The organism is Embleya hyalina, from assembly GCF_003967355.1.
GTDB classification, from domain to species: Bacteria; Actinomycetota; Actinomycetes; order Streptomycetales; family Streptomycetaceae; genus Embleya; species Embleya hyalina.
The window spans coordinates 287,829-308,969 of sequence record NZ_BIFH01000023.1 but is presented as its reverse complement, the minus strand read 5'-3'; the positions used below and the strand labels follow the sequence as shown (position 1 = coordinate 308,969).

Here is a 21,141-nt window from a genome sequence, read left to right as displayed (position 1 = left end):
ATGACCTCCGCCACCGACCCGCTCGACATGGGCGGACGCGTCGTCCTCGTCACCGGTGGCGGCAAGGGCATCGGACGGGGCATCAGCGAACGTTTCCTGGCCGCCGGCGCGGACGTGGTGGTGTGTTCGCGCCAGGCGCCGGACACGCTGCCGAGCGTCGGCGGGCGCGGCGCCGTGTTCACCCCGGCCGACGTGCGCGACCCCGACACCGCGTTCGCGGCGGTCGCGTTCGCCGAGGAACGGTTCGGCCGGCTCGACGTACTGGTGAACAACGCGGGCGGCGCGCCGCAGACCGACGCGGCCACCGCGTCGCCGCGTTTCTCCCGCGCGATCATCGAGTTGAACCTGCTCGGTCCGCTGTATTTCGCCCAGGCCGCCCACCGCTTGATGCACCGTCAGGAAACCGGCGGGGTGATCGTGAACATCTCCAGCGTGAGCGGCGTACGCCCCTCGCCGGGCACCGCGGCCTACGGCGCGGCCAAGGCCGGGATGAATTCGCTCACCCGCTCGCTCGCCGTCGAGTGGGCGCCGAAGATCCGCCTCAACTCGGTGATCGTGGGCCTGGTCCGGACCGAACAGGCCCACCTGCACTACGGGGACGAGGCCGGCGTGCAACGCGTCGCGGACACCATCCCGCTCGGACGTATGGCCGATCCGAGCGATGTGGCGGACGTATGTCTGTTCCTCGCGTCGCCGATGTCACGGTACGTCAGCGGAGCGGAACTGCTCATGCACGGCGGCGGGGAAATGCCCGCTTTCCTCCGTGCGGCGGACAGCGGTACGGATCATGCGCCCGTAAACTGACGGCATGACAGGACAAGTTCGCACCGTCGACGGCCGCGTCGCCGGGCGACGCGGACAGGCGACGCGGCAAAAGCTGCTCGACTGCCTCCGCGAGATGCTCGACACGTCTCCGTACCGGGACGTCAAGGTCATCGACGTCGCCCGTATGGCAGGCACCTCTCCCGCCACCTTCTACCAGTACTTCCAGGATGTCGAGAGCGCGATCCTGGAGATCGCCAACGACATGGCCAAGGACGGCCAGCGGCTGAAGACCCTCGCCGAGGACCAGAGCTGGGCGGGCAAGGGCGGCTACGCCGCCGCCGAGGCCCTGGCCGACGGATTCCTGGAGTTCTGGCGGGACTACGAGCCGATCCTGCGCGTCGTCGACCTCGCGTCGGCCGAGGGCGACAAGCGGTTCTACAAGGTGCGCCAGAAGATCCTCACGGCGGTCACCGGCTCGCTCACCGAGGCGATCGAGAACATGCAGGCCAAGGGCAAGGTCGGCGAGGAGGTGCACGCCAACGCCATGGCGGGCACGCTGGTCGCCATGCTGGCGGCGGTGGCCGGCCACCAGAAGGGCTTCGAATCCTGGAACATCAAGATGAAGGACGTCCGCCCGGCACTCTCCACGCTGGTGTACATGGGCGTCACGGGCAAGAAGCCCCCCACGCGGTAGACCCACGCGTCCTCGAGCGCCGGACGGCCCGATCCCGTCCCGCCCGACGCTCGAGGACAACCGAACACACCCACAACCCTCGCCCCCAAGCCGAGCAACCCCAGCCGGCCCGGCACTTGAGGACAACCGGGCGCAACCGCAACCCTTGAATCGGAACCGGGCAACCCCAGCCGATCCGGCGCCCGAGAACAACGGTTTCGACCACAACCCTCAGATCCAAGCCGAGCAACCCCAGCCCGTCCGGCGTTCGAGAACAACGGGTGCAACCACAACCCTCGGATCTGAACCAAGCAACCCCAGCCGATCCGGCGCCCGAGGACAACGGTTTCGACCACAACCCTCAGATCGAAGCCGAGCAACCCCAGCCCGTCCGGCGTTCGAGGACAACCGGGTGCAACCGCAACCCTCGGATCGAGGCCGAGCAAACCCAGCCGGTCCGGCGCCTGAGGACAACGGTTTCGACCACAACCCTCGGATCCGAACCGAGCAACCCCAGCCCGTCCGGCGTTTGAGGACAACCGGGTGCAACCGCAACCCTCGGATCCGAACCGAGCAAACACCCAGCCCGTCCGGCGTTTGAGGACGGCGAGCGGGACTCGGCTAGATCCCCGCGAGCGCCGCGATCCGCTCGCGCTGCAACCCGCGCTCCCCGAGCAAGTGCGCCGACGTGATCGCCCGCTTCAGATACAGATGGCAGTCGTACTCCCACGTGAACCCGACGCCACCGTGCAACTGGATCATCTCCTCGGCGACATGCCGATACGCCGCAGTGGCCGTCGTCATCGCCAACGGCGCCATCACCGCCAACTCACCCGGCGAGGCCAACCCCGCGGCCTCCGCCTCCGTGGCCGCCCACGCCGCGTAGTACAGCGCCGAGCGCGCCGTCTCGACCTCGACGTACAGATCCGCGCAGCGGTGCTTGATCGCCTGGAACGACCCGATCGGCCGCCCGAACTGCACGCGCCCCTTCGTGTACTCGACGGTCGCCTCCAGGCACCGCCCCGCCCCGCCGACCGCCTCCGCCGCCACCGCGATCTCGGCCAGCGCCAGCACCCGCTCCAGGGCCGCGTCCGCACCGAGCACGCCCAGCAGCCGGGCAGGCGTGTCCGCGAAGGTCAACCGAGCCTGCTTGCGCGTCTGGTCCAGCGTCGGCAACGCCGTGCGCGTCAGCCCGGCCGCGTCCCGGTCCACCGTGAACAGCGCAAGGTCGCCGCCCACCCGTCGCCCGCCCCCGCCCTTGTACGGAGTCGCTGCGCTCCCGCCCTCGACCCGTGCGCCCACCACGATCAGATCCGCGATCAGCCCGTCGATCACGTGCGTCTTGACGCCGTCCAGCCGCCACCCGTCGCCGTCGGCCCGCGCCGCCATCTCCACCGCGCGTACGTCCCGCCGCCCCGGCTCGGCCAGCGCGAGCGCCCCGAGCGTCTCGCCGGCGGCCAGACCCGGCAGGTGCTCGGCCCGCGCCGCCTCGTCACCGGCGTGCAGGAGCGCGTACGCGGTCAGCACCGACGACGCCAGGAACGGCGAGGGGAAGAGCGCGCGGCCCATCTCCTCCATCGCCACCACCAACTCGGTGAACCCGAAGCCGACCCCGCCGTACTGCTCCGGAATCGCGAGACCGGCCAATCCGGTCTGCTCGCACACGCGTCGCCACACCTCGGCGTCGTAGCCGGTCTCGGTGGCCATCACCGCCCGGACGGCGGGCGAATCGCTGTGCCGATCGAACACGTCCCGAAGCGCTTTGCGAATCTCCTGCTGCTCGTCGCTGAACTCGACGTCCACGTGGCGCAACTCCTTGGCACTCATGTCGCGCGGGGTCCGGGTCGGTCGCCCGGCCCGAGTTCCGGTCGGCCCCATTGACGATCCGGCAGCCCGCGAGCACCAGTATCTGACACACCGTCATACCTTTAGAACATTGCTTTCGTCACACCTCCGAAACGTCGCCTTACCCCGGGCGTGTCGTGTTGTGTGGCATACACCACCCCCCACGCCGATACTTCGCGCGCAGGCCGAAGGGACCCGTTGTGACCGTTCTCGCCCAGGTGCTTCGTGAGGCCGCCCGACGCTTTCCCGAGCGGCGGGCCCTCGTGCACGGCGGAAGCGGGTTCACCTACGGCGGCCTGGACGCGGTCACCGATCAGGTCGCATCGGGCCTGGCCGGACGCGGTGTGCGGCCCGGGCATCTGGTCGCCCTCGTGCTCCCGTCCGGGCTCGAGTACGTGATCGCCTACACCGCCCTGGCCCGGCTCGGCGCGATCACCACCGGGGTGGGACCGCGCTACACGCCCACCGAACGCGCCGCCATCCTGGAGCGCGCCGCGCCGGACCTGGTGCTGGCCGGGGAGGACCTGCTCGACGGCGTCCCGGCCGGCCCCGAGGTCGTGCGCTGCGTACCCGCCGCCGACGCGGCGGACGTCTGGGCCGAGTTGCGGCTCGACACGATCCCGCCCGCGCCGCCGGTGACGGGGGATCAGAACCCGGACCTGCCCGAGACCGTCGTGTTCACCTCGGGCACCACGGGCACTCCGAAGGGCGCCCTGTTCACCTCCCGGCAGATCGCCGCGATCACCGCGATGGACACCGGCGACCGCTGGGGCGACGGTGGCCCGCAACTGATCGCCACCGGCCTGCCGCACGTCGGCTTCATGACCAAGCTGGCCGGCTACCTCAAGACCGGCGCGACCCTGCACATCCTCGGCCGCTGGCGGGCCCAGGACGCGTTGCGCGTGGTGGCGCGCGAGCGCATCCCCTATCTCGGCGGCGTCGCCGCGCAGGTCTCCCTCCTGCTCGGTCGACCGGAGTTCGAGCGCTACGACCTCGCCCACGTGCGCGGTCTGATCGTCGGAGGCGGGCCGTCCCCCGCCCCCCTCGTGCACGAGGCCCGGACCCGATTCGGGGCGGGCTACTCGATTCGCTACTCCTCCACCGAATCCGGGGGGCTGGGCACGCTGACCGCGTTCGACGCCCCCGACTCCGAGGCGCTGTACACGGTCGGCCGCCCCCGACCGGGCACCGCCGTGGAGATCCGCGACCCGAAGACCGGCGCGATCCGACCCGCGGGCGAGGAGGGGCAGATCTGCCTGCGCTCGCCCGCCGTGATGGCGGGCTACTGGCGCGACCCCGCGGCGAGCGCCGCGGCCCTCGACGCGGAGGGCGGGCTGCGTACCGGCGACCTCGGCCGGATCGACGAGGCCGGCTGCCTGCGGATCACCGGGCGGATGACCGAGATGTACATCCGCGGCGGATACAACGTGTATCCGCAGGAGGTGGAGGCGGTCCTGCTCGACCATCCCGATGTGGCCTCGGTCGCGGTGATCCCGCGACCCAGTCGGGTGATGGGCGAGATAGGGGTCGCGGTCGTGGTGTCACGTGCCGCATCCGAGCCGTCACTGGCCGCGTTGCGCGCGTTCGCGGCCACGCGACTGTCCGCCCACAAGCTCCCCGAGGCGATCCGCATCGTGCCGGCACTGCCGTTGACCGGCATGGACAAAGTGGACCGCAGATCCCTGACCCAGCAGGAAAAGTCCTTCGGGGACGTTTAGTAACCGCGCGATGACCAGCAGATATCCGCAACATGTTTGACCAAGTCAGCAAATGTCCAGGTGATCGGACAGATGCGTCGGGACCGGGCCGGTGAGACAGTGGACAGCCCTGACGTCCCATCAGCAAGCTAACTGACTAACCGTCAGCTCGATTCCGGCCTCGATCGGGCTTCGATCGGATCTGGCGGCGACGAAAGATCGAAAAAGGGACGGGCGCGATGATGCTTCACGACAGCAGAGGACACCACTTCCCGGGGCACACTCGAACCAGCGTCACCGCGAACGCGGATCCGTCGGCCGAACTCGACGTGACCGGCCGACCACTCGCGCTCCGCCCCGCCGACCTGGACCGCTTCTTCCGACCCCGCACGGTGGCGGTGATCGGCGCCTCGGACACCGAGGGCCGACCGGGAGCGCGGATCACCGCACAGCTGATCGCCTGGGCCGAGCGGGTCGGCGCACGGTTGTTCCCGGTCAACCCCAAACACGAACGCATCGCCGGCCGGCCGTGCCACGCGGACATCTCGGCGGTGCCCGAACCGGTCGACCTCGCGGTCGTCCTGGTCGGCGATCCGGCCGAGGTGCTGGAGCAACTGGCGGGCGCAGGCGTGGGTTTCGCGGTCGTGTTCGCGGCCGGCTTCGCCGAGGCGGGCAACGCCGGGGCCGAGGCCCAGGCACGGCTGGCCCAGCTCACCTCGGGCGGCTCGCTGCGGCTGCTCGGGCCGAACACGAACCTGAACGCGTTCGAGGAGTTCCGCACCGACCTCGACGGTCCCGCGATCGCGCTCATCACCCAGAGCGGGCACCAGGGCCGACCCGTCTTCGCGGCGCAGGAGATCGGGATCCGGGTCTCGCACTGGGCACCGGTGGGCAACGAGGCCGACCTGGAGATCGCGGACTTCGTACGGCACTTCGCCGACCAGGAGGAGGTCGGGGTGATCGCCGCCTACGTCGAGGGGTTCAAGGACGGGCGCACCTTCGCGCTGGCGGCCGACCACGCGGCGCGGCAGGGCGTACCGGTGGTGGTGGTCAAGGTCGGCCGGACCGAGACCGGCGCGCGGATGGCCCAGTCGCACACCGGCAAGCTGACCGGCGGCGACCGCACCGCCTCGGCGGTGTTCCGCCAGTACGGGGTCACCCGGGTCGACGGCCTCGACGAACTGATCGACACGTCGCAGTTGTTCGCGCGTACCCGCACTCCGATCGCGCAGGGTGTGTGCGTGTACTCGATCTCGGGCGGTACCGGCGCGCACATGGCCGACCTCGCCGCCGCCGAGGGCCTGGCCGTCCCGCAGTTGGAGCGGGCCACGCAGGAGAAGCTGCACGAGTGGATCCCGCCGTATCTGACCGTGTCCAACCCCGTGGACAACGGCGGGCACCCGGCGGGCGACGAGCGCGGCCGGAAGATCATCGACACGATCCTGGCGGACCCCGCGATCGGCGTGCTGGTGTGTCCGATCACCGGCGCGTTCCCGCCGATGAGCGACCGGCTCGCGCAGGACCTGGTGGACGCGGCGGAGGCGACCGACAAGGTGGTCTGCGTGGTCTGGGGCTCACCGGTGGGCGACGAGGACGCCTATCGCGAAATCCTCCTCAAGTCGAACAAGGTCGTGGTCTTCCGCACCTTCGGCAACTGCGTCCGGGCCCTGCGGGCCTACCTCGACTACCACCGCTTCCGCACCCAGTACTCGTCCCCGTTCGAGGACGTGCCGCGCACCGCCTCGCCGGCCGCGGCGAAGGCGAAGCGGCTGCTGTCCTCGGGCAAGCCGCTGTCGGAGCACTCGGCGAAGCAGCTGCTGCGCACGTACGGGATCCGGGTGCCGCGCGAGCAGCTGGTCACCTCGGCCGCCGCGGCGGTACGGGCGGCGGGGCTGATCGGCTACCCGGTGGTGATGAAGGCGTGCGGCCCGCAGCTGCCGCACAAGAGCGACCTGGGCCTGGTCAAACTGAGCCTGCGCTCGGCGAGCCAGGTGCGGGACGCGTACCGCGAGATCACCGACGCGGCCAAGGAGGCGGGCGCGGGTCGCCTGGAGGGCGTGTTGGTCTGCCAACAGGTGGACCGCGGCGTGGAAATGGTGGTCGGCATCTCACACGACGACCTGTTCGGCCCGACGGTCTCGGTCGGCCTCGGCGGCATCTTCGTCGAGGTCTTCGACGACATCGCCATCGGCGTCCCGCCGTTCGGCGCCTACGAGGTGAAGCGCATGCTGGGCGAACTCCGCGGCCTCAAGTGCCTCCAGGGCCTCCGAGGCCAACCCCCGGCCGACCTGGACGCGCTGGTCGACGTGGTCATGCGAGTACAACGCATGGCCTTGGAACTGGGCGACGAGATAGCCGAGTTGGACATCAACCCACTGATGGTCATGCCGAGGGGCGGCGGCACAGTCGCCTTGGACGCCCTCGCAGTGGCCCGCTGAAACCCAAGCCCCACCACACCCACGAGCCCGCCCGGCCGACCGCGCCCAACGAAGCCGAACAGCTTCACGAGGCCAACGACGCCGGGCGGGCGGCACAGCCCGGCCGACACATGAGGGCCACTCAGCCCGGCCGGCGTTTGAGGCCAACCCAACCAAACCAACACCCAACGTCGGACACAAACCTTCCCAGCCCGGCCGGCGTTTGAGGCCAACCCACCCAGACCAACGCCCAACGTCGGACACAAACCTTCCCAGCCCGGCCGGCGTTTGAGGCCAACCCACCCAGACCAACGCCCAACGTCGGACACAAACCTTCCCAGCCCGGCCGGCGTTTGAGGCCAACCCAACCAAGCCAATACCCGACGTCGGACACAAACCCTCTTCCAGCCCGTCCGGCGCTTGAGGACGACCAACCACACACAGGAGCCACCATGACCACCCCCGACCAGGACCTGCTGCACAGCGTGCGCGCCGGCGTCCTGACCCTCACCCTCAACCGCCCCGCGGCCAGCAACTCCCTCACCTGGGCCCAACGCGAACTCCTGATCGAGCTCCTGGCAGAGGCCTCCGCAACGGAACAGATCCGGGCCGTCATCCTCACAGCCGCAGGCCAAAAGCACTTCTGTACCGGCATGGACCTCCGCAGCAGCCCCGGCACCAAGTCCCTCCTGGCCGCCGCCGAAGACACGACCACAGACGCGGGCGCGGACGCGGACACCCCCCAACCCCCCGCCCGCCCCACCGGATACGCCACCCGCATGATGAAGACCGGCGTCCAGCGCCTGACCAACGCGATCCTGGACTGCGAGAAGCCCGTGCTCGCCGCGGTCAACGGCACCACCGCCGGCTACGGCATGAGCCTCGCCCTCGCCTGCGACCTCGTGATCGCCGCCGACTCGGCCCGCTTCATCCAGATCTTCACCCGCCGCGGCCTGGTCCCGGACGGCGGCAGCGCCTACCTGCTCCCCCGCCTGGTCGGCCCGCAGAAGGCCAAGGAGCTCATGTTCTTCGGCGACGACCTCCCCGCCGCCGAGGCGCTCCGGATCGGCGTCGTGAACAAGGTCGTCCCCGCCGACGAACTCGAAGCCACCGCCCGCGAATGGGCCGAGCGCCTGGCGACCGGCCCCACCCGGGCGTACGCGTTCACCAAGCACCTGGTGAACCGATCCCTCGAAAGCGACCGCACGACGGCCTTCGACGAGGAGGCCCGCATCGTCGAGGCGAACATGACCTCGCGCGACGCCAACGAGGGAGTCGCGTCGCTGATGGAGCGCCGCAAGCCGGAGTACTACGGCTGGTAATCGAACGCCGGCGGCCGGCCGAGGCCCCCCACCACGGCCCGCCGACGGGCGGATGTGCCTTACACCACAAGGCAACTGACGAGTCGTCAGATGTGACGAAGGACCCCCTCTCCTTTGATTGACGCAAGGAAATCGGGTGACGTAGCGTCACAGACCCGACGCCCCTAGACACCTGCGAGGAAGTCCATCATGGGCAAGATCGACGCAGCGAGCACGAAGCCGGCGGATCCCGCCGCGATCGCCCTGCCCGAGGGCGACGGCATCGTCGAGGCCGCCACGTTCCGCCACGTCCTCGGCCACTTCGCCAGCGGCGTGACGGTGATCACCGCGCTCGACGGCGACACCCCGGTGGGCTTCGCGTGTCAGTCCTTCGCCTCGCTCTCGCTCGACCCGCCGCTGGTCACCTTCTTCGTCGCCAAGACCTCCACCACGTGGCCGCGCATCCGCCCGGGCGGCCGCTTCTGCGTCAACGTCCTCGCCGAGGACCAGGAACGCCTGTGCCGCGCCTTCGCGGTCAGCGGCGCCGACAAGTTCGCCGGCGTCTCCCACGCCCCGACGCCGACCGGATCGCCGAGGCTGGCCGACGTACTGGCCTGGATCGACTGCACGCTGGAGAGCGTGGTGGACGGCGGCGACCACGAGATCGTGATCGGCCGGGTCCAGGCCCTCGACGCGCCCCGCGTGGAGTGCGCGCCGCTCCTGTTCTACAAGGGCCGCTTCGGCCACCCCAGCCGCAACGGGTAGCCACGATCCCGGACCCGGGCGCGAGCCGCCTGGACCGGAGTCCGAGACCGTGGCGGTGCGCGATCAGTGCGCGCCGGCTCCGGTCAGGGCCCTGACCTCGAGTTCGGCGAACTTGCGGTCGTCGTCGTCGGTACGCCGGCGGCGGGCCGACATCGCGCCGATCGCGGCGCACGCGAAGCCGACCGGGATCGAGATGATGCCCGGGTTCTCCAGCGGGATCGGCGCCGGCGTCGTACAGCTGAACAGCGCCGTGGCGTTGCCCACATCCTTGCGGTCCTTCGAGACGTCGCAATCGGACGCCTGCTTGGCCGTCAACTGCTTGATCGCGGGCTTCGTATCGGAGGCCCCGCCCCAGCAGATCGGGGACAACAACACCACGAGCACCGAGGTGACCAGGCCGCCGTAGATGCCGAACACCGCGCCGCGCGTGTTGAAGTTCTTCCAGAACAGCGAGAACAGGATGGCCGGCAGGTTCGCCGAGGCGGCGATCGCGAACGCCAGCGCGACCAGGAACGCCACGTTCAACTCGCGGGCGAACACCGACAGTACGATCGCGGCCGTACCGATCACCAGCGCCGAGATCCGCGCGACCTTGACCTCGTCCTTGTCGGTGGTGCGGCCCTTGCGGAAGACGTTCGCGTACAGGTCGTGCGCGAACGACGAGGACGACGCGAGGGTGAGCCCGGCCACCACGGCCAGGATGGTCGCGAAGGCCACCGCGGCGATGAAGGCCAGCATCAGCGCGCCGCCGGTGGTGCCCGCGCCGCCGCCGAGGTGTTCGGCGAGCCGGGTCGCGGCGGTGTTGCCGCTCGGATCGGCCTTCTTGATCTCCTTGCTGCCGATCAGCGCGGCAGCGCCGAAGCCAAGGATCAGGGTCATCAGGTAGAACACCCCGATGATGCCGATCGCCCAGGTCACCGAGCGGCGCGCGACGCGCGCGTTGGGCACGGTGTAGAAGCGGACCAGGATGTGCGGCAGGCCCGCCGTACCGAGCACGAGGGCCAGACCGAGCGAGATCAGGTCGATCTTCGACCAGCCGTCGGTGGCACCGTACTTGAGCCCCGGCTGCAGGAACGACTCGCCCGAACCGGACTTGCTCGCCGCCGTGCCGAGCAGGTCCGCCACGTTGAAGTCGAACTTGGCCAGCACCCACACGCACATCACGAACGCGCCCACCATCAGCAGGCCGGCCTTGACGATCTGCACCCAGGAAGTGCCCTTCATGCCGCCGACGGTGACGTACACGATCATCAGCGCGCCCACCGCCGCGATGACCGAGATCTGCGCGGCGTCGCTCTTGACGTCGAGCAGGAGCGAGACGACCGAGGCCGCGCCGACCATCTGTGCGATCAGGTAGAAGATCGACACCACGATCGTGGACACGCTCGCGGCCGTTCGCACGGGACGTTCGCGCATCCGGTTCGCCAGCACGTCGGCCATGGTGAACCGGCCGGAGTTGCGCATCGGTTCGGCGACCAGGAGCAGTGCCACCAGCCAGGCGACGAGGAAGCCGATGGAGTACAGGAACCCGTCGTAGCCGGACAACGCCAGGATGCCGGCGATGCCGAGGAAGGACGCGGCCGACATGTAGTCGCCGCCGATCGCCAGGCCGTTCTGGAGTGAGGTGAACGAGCGGCCGCCGGCGTAGAAGTCCGCCGCCGTACGGTTCTTGCGGCTCGCCCAGAAGGTGATGCCGAGAGTCACCACGACCAGTATGGCGAACATCGCGAACGTCCAGCCTCGGTTGCTGGACTTCGCGGCGAGGTCGAGAGAAAGATTCACGCTTCGAGTTCCTCTCGCAGTTCGGTGGCGACGGGGTCGAGTCGGGTACGCGCGAATCGCGAATAGGCCCAGGCGATCAGGAACGTCGACACGAATTGGAGCAGACCGAACACCAGGGCGACGTTGATGTGGTTCATCAGTTCCTTGGCCATGAAGTCGCGCGCGTAGGCGGACATCACCACGTACAGCAGGAACCACGCGAGGAATGCGGCGGTCACCGGGAAGATGAAGGAACGTTGACGCCGTTTCAGCGCCCCGAATCTCGGATCCTGTTCCATCTCCAGATACCCGGTGCGATCGTCGACGTACGGCACGCGCGGAGCCGGGACGGAGGCGGAGTCCGGTTCCGGCTCAAGCTCGGCGACCAGCTCGGAAGCGGGCTCGGGGGGACGATCGTGCGGATCTTCGTGCGGAGTCGGCATGAGGCGGTAGGGCTCCTCTCCAGCGGACACCCCGCGCGTGGCCCGAGGCGCCGATCGGGTACCAAACCGCGGTCCGTGGGACCTGGGGCCGCAGCGGAGCGAGTTTAGAGGCGCCGCCGGGACGCGCGGAACCTATCCGATCAACTGAAAGCGGGACTGACGGGTTACGCGGATAACCCATGAATTCCCACATCCCACGGAATTGATCGAACTTGGCACCGATTCCCCGAACTTCGACCGAACCACCACCCAAGTCGCCTATTCCGGAACACGTTTGCCAATGTCGGTCACACTCGAAACTCCTCGATCACCATCCCTTGATCCGGATATTTCCCATCCAACCCGTCGAGCCGGCGCACCGCCGGTCACCGCCGCCGCATCCCCACCACGACCGACTTGCCGCACCCTGGCCGCGCCACCACGGCCCACACGTCGGCGACGCGGTCCACCAGCAACAACCCACGCCCACCGCAGTCCCGCCGCCCCGGCGAGCCGACCCGGGGCCGCCCGGATCCGTGATCGGAGACGGCGAGCCAGAAGTACCCGTCCACAAACCAGAGCACCATCTCGACCGGCCGCCGCGCCCCGTAGCGCACCGCATTGGTCACCAACTCGGAGGCCAAGAGCACCAGTTCATCCACCATCTCGGCCGAACAGCCAGGCGGAAGCGCCCCGACAACAGCCCGCCGAGCACAACGCGCCGAGGCAGGCTCGGCGGGAAGACTCCAATGCGACGGAACAACCGGAATCGGAGGCGAACATCGATCGTCGGAACAGAGGGTCTCGGACATGGCCAACTCCTCGACAAAACAGCCGTGATGGGAACAGGACGCGCCGAACACGCGCCGCCGACGACCCCGGTGGCCTACCTCCCGAGCGCGACACACCCACCCCGGAACAGGCGAGCATGCTCACGCGGTGCACTTCCGGCATCGCCGTGCGTAGGTTGATCAATACCGAGCGTAGAACACAGCGGGGCAAATTTGCCACCTAATCAAGAGTAATCACCCAATCTTGGCTACGGTCACACCCAGCAACAGGGCAGACTGCTCCGGACGGCGGAGAGAAGGAGCGGCATGGCCTCCAGAACAGTGCTCACCGAGCGCCAGAAGCGCTTGGGCAGCGAACTGCGGCGGATGCGAACCTCGGCGGACATGTCTGCCGAGTACGCGGCAGGGCTGCTGGGCGTGGATCGGGGGAAGATTTCCAACATGGAGTCGGGCTCACGTTCGATCAGCGCCGAGCGGCTGCGAACCTTGGCCTGCAACTGCGCCTGCACCGACGAGCGTTACCTCGAAGCGCTGGTCGCGATGGCACAGTCCGATGCCAAGGGCTGGTGGGACCGCTACCGGGGAACGCTGCCCCAAGGCTTACTGGACATCGCCGAGTTGGAGGCTTTCGCGATCGGGATGCGTGTCGCGAACACCGTGCACATTCCCGGGCTCCTCCAGACGTCCGACCACGCGCTCTCCGTCTTTCGAGTCGCAGTTCCCGTGCTTCCCGATCACGAGATCGGACTCCGTCTCGCCCATCGCGCCGAACGGCAACAGGTCTTGGACCGACAAGATCCACCCACGTTTCGGGCGGTGGTCCATGAAGCGGCGCTTCGGATGCGATTCGGCGGCGGCAACGTCGTGCGTGCGCAGCTGGCACATCTGATTGAAGTTGCCGAGCGACCCAACGTCACCCTGCGTGTCATCCCGTTCGAGGCGGGCGCGTTCCCTGGCGCCGGTCAGAGCGTCCTCTACGCCGAAGGTCCGGTTCCGCTGCTCGACACCGTCCAGATCGACAGCTCACACGGGCCGACGTTCATGTGGGCCGAGAACCAGCTGGCCAAGTATCGAGCGCAACTGGACTGGTCCGAGCATCTGTCCCTGTCCCCCGAGCAATCCCGCGATTTCATCCACAAGATCGCGCGCCAAGTGTGAGGAGATCATCAATGCCTGACATCACCTGGGAAGACCCCTTCTGCGCCGAGGGCAACTCCTGCTTCCGCCTCGGCACCGACACCGAAGGCAACGGCTACATCGCGGTCGCCGGGCACGAGGACACCTACCTCACCGACACCGTCGACGCCCTCCGCACCCTCATCCGCGACATCAAAGCCGGCAAGGCCGACCACCTGCTCTAGCGGATCGGGACAGGGGCCTGTGCGTGCTCGGCTGCCCGGCCATGCGGTCCGGAGGATGCCGACGTCGACACCCGAACAACGGCGCCGGCTGCCGTGGCGTCGGGTTGGCGCGCCAGTGGGCGGCCACCGACAAGACCCGGTCCTCCGTCGCAACAAGGAGCCGGCTCAGCGTTCCTGCATGTCGAGGTCACGGACGCAGAACCCGTGGTGTGCCCATTCCTCGTTCAACACCACCCGCAGGCACTCGACCACGGACTTGCCCACGGCATACGGCGGCCAACCCGGTCCCGCGGGAACGGGAGCGACCGCGGACAGCTCGTCGACCGTCACACTCGCCAGCCAACGCTCCAGCTCGGCGGACTGTTCGTCCCGCACGGCCAGAACCTCGTCGAGACCAGGGGTCGCCGCTCGATCGAGGCCCTGTTCCTCCTGATCGGGCACGAAGTCGGATGCCAACCCGATCCGAGTGAAAGGCTGGGCCGATCCCAGGCAGCAACGGCGAAACCACGAGTCGTGCACGAAAACCAGGTGGCGCAGGGTCTCCACTGCCGACCACTCGTCGGCTACACGCCGGTGTTCGGAGCCCGCGTCCATCGCACGGAGCCGCTCGACCGTCCTCGCCCAGTCATCCCGTAGCCGTCGATGGGCCAACCGCAGATCGGCCGGCTCATCCGAGCGCATCAGCAACCGAACCGGATACCGGCGGTCGAGCTCGGCCTCGATGTAGGACGTCACCTCCACGCCGTTGACCACCATGTTGCCGACCAGCCCGTCGATCACGACGTCCCGCATCACCACGCCGATCAGCCGGGCCCGGGTCAGGTCGCACTCGCGAAACTCGGCGTCGGTCAGATCCTGATTCTCGAAACTCACCATGCCGCGCATTGTGCAACGACGGGTCGACACCGGGCGGCAGACCGGGTGGAGGGCCGGGTGGGTGGAGCCGGGCGCACGTGTGTCAGGGGCACGTAGGGGGTGCGTCCGGGGAGTCCCTTAGGCCGCCGGGCCGAGGTGCCGATCTCGAGTCTTCTCCAGAGTTGAGGTCGACGACGCCGGGCACATGACGGGCGTCGCGGCTCCTCATCCTTGACTCTCCGATACCCGACGAGGACTCGATGATCGAAGCCCAGGGCCTGACGAAGAGGTACGGCGACAAGCCGGCGGTCGATCAGCTCTCCTTCCGCATCCGGCCGGGCACGGTCACCGGGTTCCTGGGCCCCAACGGCGCGGGCAAGTCCACCACGATGCGCATGATCCTCGGCCTGGACTCCCCCACCGCCGGCCACGTCCTGGTCAACGGCCGCCCCTATCGACACCTGTCCGCGCCTTTGCGCGAGGTCGGCGCGTTGCTGGACGCCAAGGCCATGCACGGCGGGCGCAGCGCCCACCACCACCTGCTGTGTCTGGCGCAGAGCAACGGCATCCCGAACCGCCGCGTCGACGACGTCCTGAACATGGTCGGCCTCACCGCGGTCGCCAAGAAGCGCACCAAGGGCTTCTCCCTGGGCATGGGCCAGCGCCTGGGCATCGCGTCCGCGCTGCTGGGGGACCCCGGCATCCTGATGTTCGACGAGCCGGTCAACGGACTGGACCCCGAGGGCATCCTCTGGATCCGCAACCTGATGAAATCCTTGGCCTCGGAGGGCCGCACGGTGTTCGTCTCCAGCCACCTGATGAGCGAGATGGAACTCACCGCCGACCACCTCATCGTCATCGGACAGGGCCGGCTCATCGCCGACACCTCCATGCGCGACTTCATCGAACGCAACTCCACCGCCCACACCGTGGTCCGCTCCCCGCAGGCCGACAAGCTCGCCGAGCTCCTCGCCGCCAAGGGCGGCCGGATCACCCCCGAAGGCGACACCGGAGGGCTCCGCGTCACCGGCCCGGACACCGCCGCCATCGGGGACATCGCCGCCGAACACGGCATCGCCCTCCACGAACTCTCCCCCCGCTTCGCCTCCCTCGAAGAGGTCTACATGCGCCTCACGCAGGACGCCGTCGAATACCGCTCGAACCGGCCCGGCCGGATCCACGGAAGCGAAGGCTGAGCACCATGGCGATTCCCACCCCACGGCAGGCACCCACGAGCGTGACGACGGGCGCCGAAGACGACGGCAGCGTGCCATCCGCGCCTGTGAACGGACGCACGAGCGAGCGGGGTTCGTACGATCCGGAGCACTCGCAGACCTCGGGCTCGTTGCGGCTGTACCGGCAAAAGCCGGTCGGCAGCCTCCACTTCACGCGCATGTTGCAGTCCGAGTGGACGAAGATCCGCACGGTCCGCTCCACCATGTGGTCGCTGATCGTCATGGTCGTGCTGATCGTCGGCATGGCGGCCGTCCTCGGCGCGACCATCATCACCCCGGACGACGACGGCAAGGACCCGACCGTGTCGCTCGCGCTGGCCGGCACGGTGGTCGCGCAGATCGCGGCCGCGACGCTCGGCGCGCTCACCATCTCGGCCGAGTACACCACCGGCATGATCCGCTCCACGATGACCGCGTACCCGCGCCGCATCACGGTCCTGGCCGCCAAATCGGTCGTCTTCGGCCTGCTGATGTTCGTGGTCGGCCTGGTCTCGTGCTATCTCGCCTACCTCGTCGCCGACGGGATGTTGTCGCGCGCGGTGGCCGCCGACTCCACCAACCGGGAGATCCTCAAGGGTGTCGTGGGCTCGGCGACGTACCTGGCGCTGCTCGGCCTGTTCGGCCTCGGTGTGGGCACCATGCTCCGGCACTCGGCCGGAGCCATCACCGCGGTCCTCGCCATCGTGCTCGTGCCGACGATCTTCGGCGGGTTCATCCCCGGCAAGTTCGGCGACTGGGTCGTCGTCTACTCGCCCACCGCGCTGCTGACCAAAATGGTGGCGCCCTACGGGGACGTGGAGGGCGGCATGGCAGGCGGCCTCGGCCCGTGGCCCGGCATGGTCCTGATGACCTGCTACGCCGCCGCGGCACTGGCCGGCGCCGCCACGCTCATCAAGTCACGCGACGTCTGACCCGAGCCGCTCCGAAGTCCCGTCCACCGCCTCCCGGACGGGACTTCGCCTCGTAGTCGCGGATCAGACGGCGGTGCGGAAGGTGCGGCCTGCGCAAAGGCCGACGGTGCCAGAGGTCGGGTGCCCCGCGCGCACGTCGACCAAAAGAGGGAGGCCCCACCGACCCGCCGGGTCCGGGTCCGGGTCCGTCAGGCGACCGGGCCGCCCGCGTTGTGGATCAGGCGTTGGAGCACCTTGAGCGTCGTGACGTAATCCGCGTCGTCGATGCCCTCGTGGAGGGCCGCGCGGATCGCGGGGGCGTTGCGGGCGAGGTCGACGCGCGCCTGTTCACCGGCCTCGGTGAGGAGCAGGCGGTCCTCGGCGTCGCGGGTCAACCAGCCGCGCTCCACGAGCACCGCGGACTCCGCCGCCAGGTCGTCCTCGGGGCGGAGGTAGGAGGCCATCGCCACCCGCAGTTCCGGCACGGTCATCGCCGCGCCGTCGGGCGAGATGTCGTTCACCGACAGATTGCGCAGCAGCCAGAACTGCGGCTGGGTGTAACCCTGTTCGACCTGCCGAGCCCGGATGTACGCGATCAGCGCCTCGTAGGCGACACCGGTCCAGTACGCGGCGGGCTGCCCGGCGAGTTCGGCGTCGGAGATCTGCGGGGTGGTCATGGGACTTCCTCCTGGCACTTCGCTGCGAACCCTGCACTCCATGCAGGTCATGCGGCGACCGTAGGACTTCAAGCTCACTTGAAGTCAAGGGCGCGCATCGGCGCACCCCGGGACCGTCGGGAAAGCCGCCCGGGTCAGTTGAAGGCGTCCAGGTACACGGAGCAATCCGCCGCCGCCGGCGGCGTGTTCACCAGGGCCGTCGTGGGCCACGTCTTCGTGTCGGTGAGCGCCGTGGTGGTGCCCGCGTCGGGGCGCCAGCCGTGGCGTTCGGCGAACCGGCGGACGTTCTGCGCGCCGCCGGCGTCCATCGCGACGGGGGTGGTCAGTTTCGCGTCCGCCAATACCCCCGGGACCGTGCCGCAGGGGATCCGATACGTGAGCTGTACGAGCGTCCCGCGCACGTTCGCCTTCACGTAGTACCGCACGTTCGTGGCCCCCGGCGGCAGCGTGAGCCCGGTCAGCCGCAGCGACTCGCTCAGCGAAACGTCGCCGCTCCCCGGGTCGGCGCGCGCGTCACGATCGTCGTCCGACCAGGGGTGCCACAGGAACAGGCGCAGCACCCCGTAGACCAGCAGGCCGAGAATCAGCATGCCCGCGCAGAAGACGCCCGCCAGGAACAGGGCCCGTCGGGCGCCCTCCCTCGCCACGCCCCCAGACGTCATCCGGCCAGCCCCGGGGCCGCGTACCAGGTCGTGCTGCCCACGATGTCGAAGTCGTGGGCCAGACCCGTCTCGTTGAGCCGGGCCAGGTCGTTCTGCGACACGCCTTTGATGTCGCTTCGGGGTACGCCCCCCTCGGGGTTGCCCCAGTTGTAGCGCTTGTAGATGTCGACCCGGATCGTGCCCTCCGGATGGCCGTTGACCATCTTGAAGTCGGTCCCGACGATCCGATACTGATAGCCGTTCATCGTGTAATAGAAGTCCTGCAACTCGGGCGTGACCGGTCCGTTCTGCATGTCCCGGGCCACGCTGCCGCCCTTCCATCCGGTATCGAAATCACCACTCGGCCCATTCGCCCGTATGGTGTCGTTGAGGATCTGCTGAAACCCGGGATCCGCCTTCAGGAACTCCTGCGCGTCGAACTGGACGTCCCGCCCGTTGCCTTCGAGCCAGTACTTCATGTAGGAGGCCGCGCGGTCGTTTTCGAAGTACCCGTCTTGCCCGGCGACCATGGCCATTGCCGCCAGTTCGGTCGCGCGATCCTTGGCCGTGGGATCGGTGACGTCGAAGTCGCGCTTGGGGCCGGTGTCCTCGGGGTTGACCGGCGGCTTCGTGAAGTAGGGCGGGATGAGGTTGGAGCCCCCGAAACTCGTCGTGTTGCGATCCGGCGGGTGGTCCGCGATTTCCCGGATGCGCTGGGCGACGCTCCGGGCGGATTCGTCGTGTTGGCTCTTCAGGTCCTTCGCGGAATCGATGATCAGGTCAAGCGCGTCCTCCGCCTGTTCCAGCGCCTTCTTCGCCTCCGCGTGGCGCGTGAGCAGCGCCTCCTGCTCCTTGCCGGATGTGGTCATCACCTCGAAAACGCGAAGATCGACGTCCGGGTTCCCCTCCATCTGCTTCACCCGGGCCCGCGCCGCCACCGCCTGTGCCTCCAGTTCCGTACGCGAACGCTGATATTCGGCGAGCAGGAACGACCATTCGCCGATGGTGCGTTCGACGCCGGACAGGGCGTCGTGCATGATCCACACCTCGGGATAGATGTGCTGTACCGCGTCGTGGCAACTGCCGCCGGCCAACCCGCTCCAGGCCCCGGGGTCCCGCAGCGCCTTCTCCATCTCGGTGCGCACGTTGCCCACCTGCCCCGAGGCCTGGCGCACCTTCTCGGCCAACAGCGCGAGCGCCGGCAGCAGCCCGGGCGCCGGGTCGAACCGCAGCCCCGGAAACTCCTTCTCGGCCGAGCTCACGCGAACGCCTCCCCGATCCGGCTCGGCGTGGTCTCGGCCGTCGCCCCGGCCGGCGCGGAGGAGCCGTTCGGGGCCAGTGCGGATCGCAGCGTGCTCATGGACGTGGCCGTGTGCTCATCGGTCACGGCGTAGGCCTGCTTGGACAGATCGACGGCGGTACGGAATTCGCCGATCCGGTCCTGGAAATCCTTGACCCGCTTCGACCACTTGTCCTTGAAGTGATCGCAGGCGGTGTCGAGGTCCTTGTGCCCGGTACGAATCGGGCCGGTCTCGTGGAGCGCGTCGAGCGCCCATTTCGTCGCCTGGACCGAGCCGTCGAACCCGGATATCAGTGTATCCAGCCACGCGAAGTCGACAGAGAACTTTTCCGCCATCGCAATCCCCCCGGTTCGCAGCGTGGCAGAAACTATATCCCGTCTGTTGTAGAGGGCAATGAAAAACTCGGGAATCGGTCGTGATCAAAAGGAGGAAGCGCGCCCCTCGATCACGAGGGACGCGCTTCGACACGGCGACGATCGCTGGCGGAGGCCGGCGGGACGCCGGCCGGGGAGACCGACGTCAGAAGACGAAGACGCCTCGGGCGACCTTGCCCGCCTCGGCGTCCTCCACCGCCTGGTGGAAGTCGTCCAACGCGTAGGTCCGGGTGACGAGTTCGTCGAGCTTGAGCGCGCCGGTCCGGTACAGGTCGGCGTAGCGCGCGATGTCGTACTGCGGGCGCGAGGAGCCGTAGCGGCAGCCCATGATCGACTTGTCCAGGAACATCGAGGACACGTGGAACGACGCCTCGGCGTCCGACGGCGCCACGCCCAGGATGATCGCCTGGCCGGCCCGGCCGAGCATGTCGATCGCGTTGCGGATCACCGCGACGTGCCCGACGCACTCGAACGCGTGGTCCACGCCGCCCGGGACGAGTCCCTGTACCGCCTTGACCGAGTCCTCCACGGCGCGTGCGTCGACGAAGTCGGTCGCGCCGAACTCGCGCGCCACCGCCTCCTTCGCCGGGTTCGCGTCGACGGCCACGATGCGGACCGCGCCCGCGAGCTTCGCGCCCTGGATCACGTTCAGCCCGATGCCGCCGGTGCCGATCACCGCGACCGTGTCGCCGGGCTGTACCTTCGCCCGGTTGAGCACCGCTCCCACACCCGTCAGCACCCCGCAGCCGATCAGCGCGGCGGAGGCCAGGGGGATGTCCTTGGGGATCTTCACCGCCTGGACGCCCTTGACCACGATCTGCTCGGCGAACACCGACAGGCCCGCGAAGTTGTAGACCGGCTTGCCGCCGCGCGTGAACGGCTGGTTCAGCTGGCCGAAGCTCTTGGCACACATCGTCGGCCGACCCCGGTCGCACTCACGGCACGCGCCGCACGAGGCCAGCGTGGAGAGCGCGACGTGGTCACCGGCCTTGACGTGGGTCACCAACTCGCCCACGGCCTCCACGACTCCCGCGCCCTCGTGCCCGAGCACGACCGGGGGCGGGAAGGGGATGGTGCCGTTGATCACCGAGATGTCGCTGTGGCACAGACCGGCCGCGCCGATCTTCACCAGGACCTCGTTGGCCCCGGGCGCGCGCACCTCCAGGTCGTCGACGATCGAGGCTTCCTTGCCGTCGAAAAGAACGCCCTTCACCGGTTCCTCCTCCATCGGAAATGGGCTGACGAGCCGGGGCGCTCGACGGCTGACCGACCCGACCGTCTCCGGAACCGAATTCCGAGCGCGCACGCGTACCCGCGCGGCACTCTAGCCCGGAACTGATGAGCAGTCAGCTGGTTGTGACAGTCCTCTC

20 protein-coding genes are annotated in these 21,141 nt (G+C 68.9%); 10 read left to right on the top strand and 10 right to left on the bottom strand.

What is annotated here, in order from left to right:
* Together EMA17_RS25040 and EMA17_RS25035 are read left to right on the top strand one after the other, a co-directional pair.
* Nucleotides 1-804 carry an SDR family oxidoreductase gene (locus EMA17_RS25040; RefSeq protein WP_126639348.1) on the top strand — a complete coding sequence of 268 codons (804 nt, stop codon included), beginning with the start codon at nucleotides 1-3 and terminating at the stop codon, nucleotides 802-804.
* 4 nt (nucleotides 805-808) lie between these two features.
* Nucleotides 809-1,459, top strand: coding sequence for a TetR/AcrR family transcriptional regulator (locus tag EMA17_RS25035; RefSeq protein ID WP_078976670.1), 651 nt, complete (start codon nucleotides 809-811; stop codon nucleotides 1,457-1,459).
* 600 nt (nucleotides 1,460-2,059) lie between these two features.
* On the opposite strand, the gene EMA17_RS25030 is transcribed toward EMA17_RS25035, so the two are convergent.
* Nucleotides 2,060-3,265: an acyl-CoA dehydrogenase family protein gene (locus EMA17_RS25030; RefSeq protein ID WP_246126872.1), complete on the bottom strand. Its 1,206-nt coding sequence runs from the start codon at nucleotides 3,263-3,265 to the stop codon at nucleotides 2,060-2,062.
* Nucleotides 3,266-3,483: 218 nt separating this feature from the next.
* Here EMA17_RS25030 and EMA17_RS25025 point away from each other — a divergent pair, with 218 nt between their 5' ends.
* From EMA17_RS25025 to EMA17_RS25010, 4 genes are all read left to right on the top strand, one after another.
* Nucleotides 3,484-5,001, top strand: a complete 1,518-nt coding sequence (locus EMA17_RS25025) for a class I adenylate-forming enzyme family protein (RefSeq protein ID WP_126639347.1) — start codon at nucleotides 3,484-3,486, stop codon at nucleotides 4,999-5,001.
* A gap of 221 nt (nucleotides 5,002-5,222) precedes the next feature.
* A complete protein-coding gene (locus tag EMA17_RS25020; protein WP_126639390.1) occupies nucleotides 5,223-7,418 on the top strand; it encodes an acetate--CoA ligase family protein in 2,196 nt (731 codons plus the stop codon).
* Between the two features lie 431 nt (nucleotides 7,419-7,849).
* Nucleotides 7,850-8,719, top strand: coding sequence for an enoyl-CoA hydratase/isomerase family protein (locus tag EMA17_RS25015; protein ID WP_126639346.1), 870 nt, complete (start codon nucleotides 7,850-7,852; stop codon nucleotides 8,717-8,719).
* 189 nt (nucleotides 8,720-8,908) lie between these two features.
* On the top strand, nucleotides 8,909-9,463 hold the full coding sequence (locus EMA17_RS25010; protein ID WP_126639345.1) for a flavin reductase family protein: 555 nt from the start codon (nucleotides 8,909-8,911) through the stop codon (nucleotides 9,461-9,463).
* 63 nt (nucleotides 9,464-9,526) lie between these two features.
* On the opposite strand, the gene EMA17_RS25005 is transcribed toward EMA17_RS25010, so the two are convergent.
* From EMA17_RS25005 to EMA17_RS24995, 3 genes are all read right to left on the bottom strand, one after another.
* Nucleotides 9,527-11,188 (bottom strand): monocarboxylic acid transporter, encoded by a 1,662-nt coding sequence (locus EMA17_RS25005; RefSeq protein WP_246126879.1) that lies wholly within the window; start codon nucleotides 11,186-11,188, stop codon nucleotides 9,527-9,529.
* Nucleotides 11,189-11,241: 53 nt separating this feature from the next.
* A complete protein-coding gene (locus tag EMA17_RS25000) occupies nucleotides 11,242-11,667 on the bottom strand; it encodes a DUF485 domain-containing protein (RefSeq protein ID WP_246126871.1) in 426 nt (141 codons plus the stop codon).
* 365 nt (nucleotides 11,668-12,032) lie between these two features.
* The gene (locus EMA17_RS24995; protein ID WP_126639343.1) at nucleotides 12,033-12,458 is read right to left on the bottom strand and encodes an ATP-binding protein; all 426 of its coding nucleotides are present in this window, start codon (nucleotides 12,456-12,458) and stop codon (nucleotides 12,033-12,035) included.
* Nucleotides 12,459-12,743: 285 nt separating this feature from the next.
* Between EMA17_RS24995 and EMA17_RS24990 the strand changes: the two genes are divergently transcribed.
* A complete protein-coding gene (locus EMA17_RS24990) occupies nucleotides 12,744-13,595 on the top strand; it encodes a helix-turn-helix domain-containing protein (protein ID WP_126639342.1) in 852 nt (283 codons plus the stop codon).
* A gap of 11 nt (nucleotides 13,596-13,606) precedes the next feature.
* Entirely contained in the window at nucleotides 13,607-13,798 is a 192-nt protein-coding gene (locus EMA17_RS24985) for a hypothetical protein (protein ID WP_126639341.1), read from the top strand.
* Between the two features lie 165 nt (nucleotides 13,799-13,963).
* On the opposite strand, the gene EMA17_RS24980 is transcribed toward EMA17_RS24985, so the two are convergent.
* The gene (locus EMA17_RS24980) at nucleotides 13,964-14,674 is read right to left on the bottom strand and encodes a DinB family protein (RefSeq protein ID WP_246126870.1); all 711 of its coding nucleotides are present in this window, start codon (nucleotides 14,672-14,674) and stop codon (nucleotides 13,964-13,966) included.
* 239 nt (nucleotides 14,675-14,913) lie between these two features.
* Here EMA17_RS24980 and EMA17_RS24975 point away from each other — a divergent pair, with 239 nt between their 5' ends.
* Both EMA17_RS24975 and EMA17_RS24970 read left to right on the top strand, forming a co-directional pair.
* The gene (locus EMA17_RS24975) at nucleotides 14,914-15,849 is read left to right on the top strand and encodes an ABC transporter ATP-binding protein (protein ID WP_126639339.1); all 936 of its coding nucleotides are present in this window, start codon (nucleotides 14,914-14,916) and stop codon (nucleotides 15,847-15,849) included.
* Between the two features lie 86 nt (nucleotides 15,850-15,935).
* Entirely contained in the window at nucleotides 15,936-16,799 is an 864-nt protein-coding gene (locus tag EMA17_RS24970; RefSeq protein ID WP_126639338.1) for an ABC transporter permease, read from the top strand.
* 188 nt (nucleotides 16,800-16,987) lie between these two features.
* Here the strand turns inward: EMA17_RS24970 and EMA17_RS24965 are convergent, their stop codons facing one another.
* From EMA17_RS24965 to EMA17_RS24945, 5 genes are all read right to left on the bottom strand, one after another.
* Nucleotides 16,988-17,455, bottom strand: a complete 468-nt coding sequence (locus tag EMA17_RS24965) for a winged helix DNA-binding protein (RefSeq protein WP_126639337.1) — start codon at nucleotides 17,453-17,455, stop codon at nucleotides 16,988-16,990.
* A gap of 134 nt (nucleotides 17,456-17,589) precedes the next feature.
* Nucleotides 17,590-18,117 carry a hypothetical protein gene (locus tag EMA17_RS24960; protein ID WP_126639336.1) on the bottom strand — a complete coding sequence of 176 codons (528 nt, stop codon included), beginning with the start codon at nucleotides 18,115-18,117 and terminating at the stop codon, nucleotides 17,590-17,592.
* On the bottom strand, nucleotides 18,114-19,358 hold the full coding sequence (locus tag EMA17_RS24955; RefSeq protein ID WP_126639335.1) for a spectrin repeat-containing protein: 1,245 nt from the start codon (nucleotides 19,356-19,358) through the stop codon (nucleotides 18,114-18,116). The genes EMA17_RS24960 and EMA17_RS24955 overlap by 4 nt, the downstream gene beginning before the upstream one ends.
* Entirely contained in the window at nucleotides 19,355-19,732 is a 378-nt protein-coding gene (locus tag EMA17_RS24950) for a hypothetical protein (RefSeq protein WP_126639334.1), read from the bottom strand. Before EMA17_RS24950 ends, EMA17_RS24955 begins: the two co-directional genes overlap by 4 nt.
* 184 nt (nucleotides 19,733-19,916) lie before the next feature.
* Nucleotides 19,917-20,984 (bottom strand): Zn-dependent alcohol dehydrogenase, encoded by a 1,068-nt coding sequence (locus tag EMA17_RS24945; RefSeq protein WP_126639333.1) that lies wholly within the window; start codon nucleotides 20,982-20,984, stop codon nucleotides 19,917-19,919.
* Nucleotides 20,985-21,141: the final 157 nt, after the last annotated feature.

Coding starts and splice junctions, on each gene's coding strand:
- EMA17_RS25040 (WP_126639348.1), top strand. CDS start 1: ATGACCTCCGCCACCGACCCGCTCGACATGGGCGGACGCGTCGTCCTC.
- EMA17_RS25035 (WP_078976670.1), top strand. CDS start 809: ATGACAGGACAAGTTCGCACCGTCGACGGCCGCGTCGCCGGGCGACGC.
- EMA17_RS25030 (WP_246126872.1), bottom strand. CDS start 3,265: ATGAGTGCCAAGGAGTTGCGCCACGTGGACGTCGAGTTCAGCGACGAG.
- EMA17_RS25020 (WP_126639390.1), top strand. CDS start 5,223: ATGCTTCACGACAGCAGAGGACACCACTTCCCGGGGCACACTCGAACC.
- EMA17_RS25015 (WP_126639346.1), top strand. CDS start 7,850: ATGACCACCCCCGACCAGGACCTGCTGCACAGCGTGCGCGCCGGCGTC.
- EMA17_RS25010 (WP_126639345.1), top strand. CDS start 8,909: ATGGGCAAGATCGACGCAGCGAGCACGAAGCCGGCGGATCCCGCCGCG.
- EMA17_RS25005 (WP_246126879.1), bottom strand. CDS start 11,188: ATGTTCGCCATACTGGTCGTGGTGACTCTCGGCATCACCTTCTGGGCG.
- EMA17_RS25000 (WP_246126871.1), bottom strand. CDS start 11,667: ATGCCGACTCCGCACGAAGATCCGCACGATCGTCCCCCCGAGCCCGCT.
- EMA17_RS24995 (WP_126639343.1), bottom strand. CDS start 12,458: ATGTCCGAGACCCTCTGTTCCGACGATCGATGTTCGCCTCCGATTCCG.
- EMA17_RS24990 (WP_126639342.1), top strand. CDS start 12,744: ATGGCCTCCAGAACAGTGCTCACCGAGCGCCAGAAGCGCTTGGGCAGC.
- EMA17_RS24985 (WP_126639341.1), top strand. CDS start 13,607: ATGCCTGACATCACCTGGGAAGACCCCTTCTGCGCCGAGGGCAACTCC.
- EMA17_RS24980 (WP_246126870.1), bottom strand. CDS start 14,674: ATGGTGAGTTTCGAGAATCAGGATCTGACCGACGCCGAGTTTCGCGAG.
- EMA17_RS24975 (WP_126639339.1), top strand. CDS start 14,914: ATGATCGAAGCCCAGGGCCTGACGAAGAGGTACGGCGACAAGCCGGCG.
- EMA17_RS24965 (WP_126639337.1), bottom strand. CDS start 17,455: ATGACCACCCCGCAGATCTCCGACGCCGAACTCGCCGGGCAGCCCGCC.
- EMA17_RS24960 (WP_126639336.1), bottom strand. CDS start 18,117: ATGACGTCTGGGGGCGTGGCGAGGGAGGGCGCCCGACGGGCCCTGTTC.
- EMA17_RS24950 (WP_126639334.1), bottom strand. CDS start 19,732: ATGGCGGAAAAGTTCTCTGTCGACTTCGCGTGGCTGGATACACTGATA.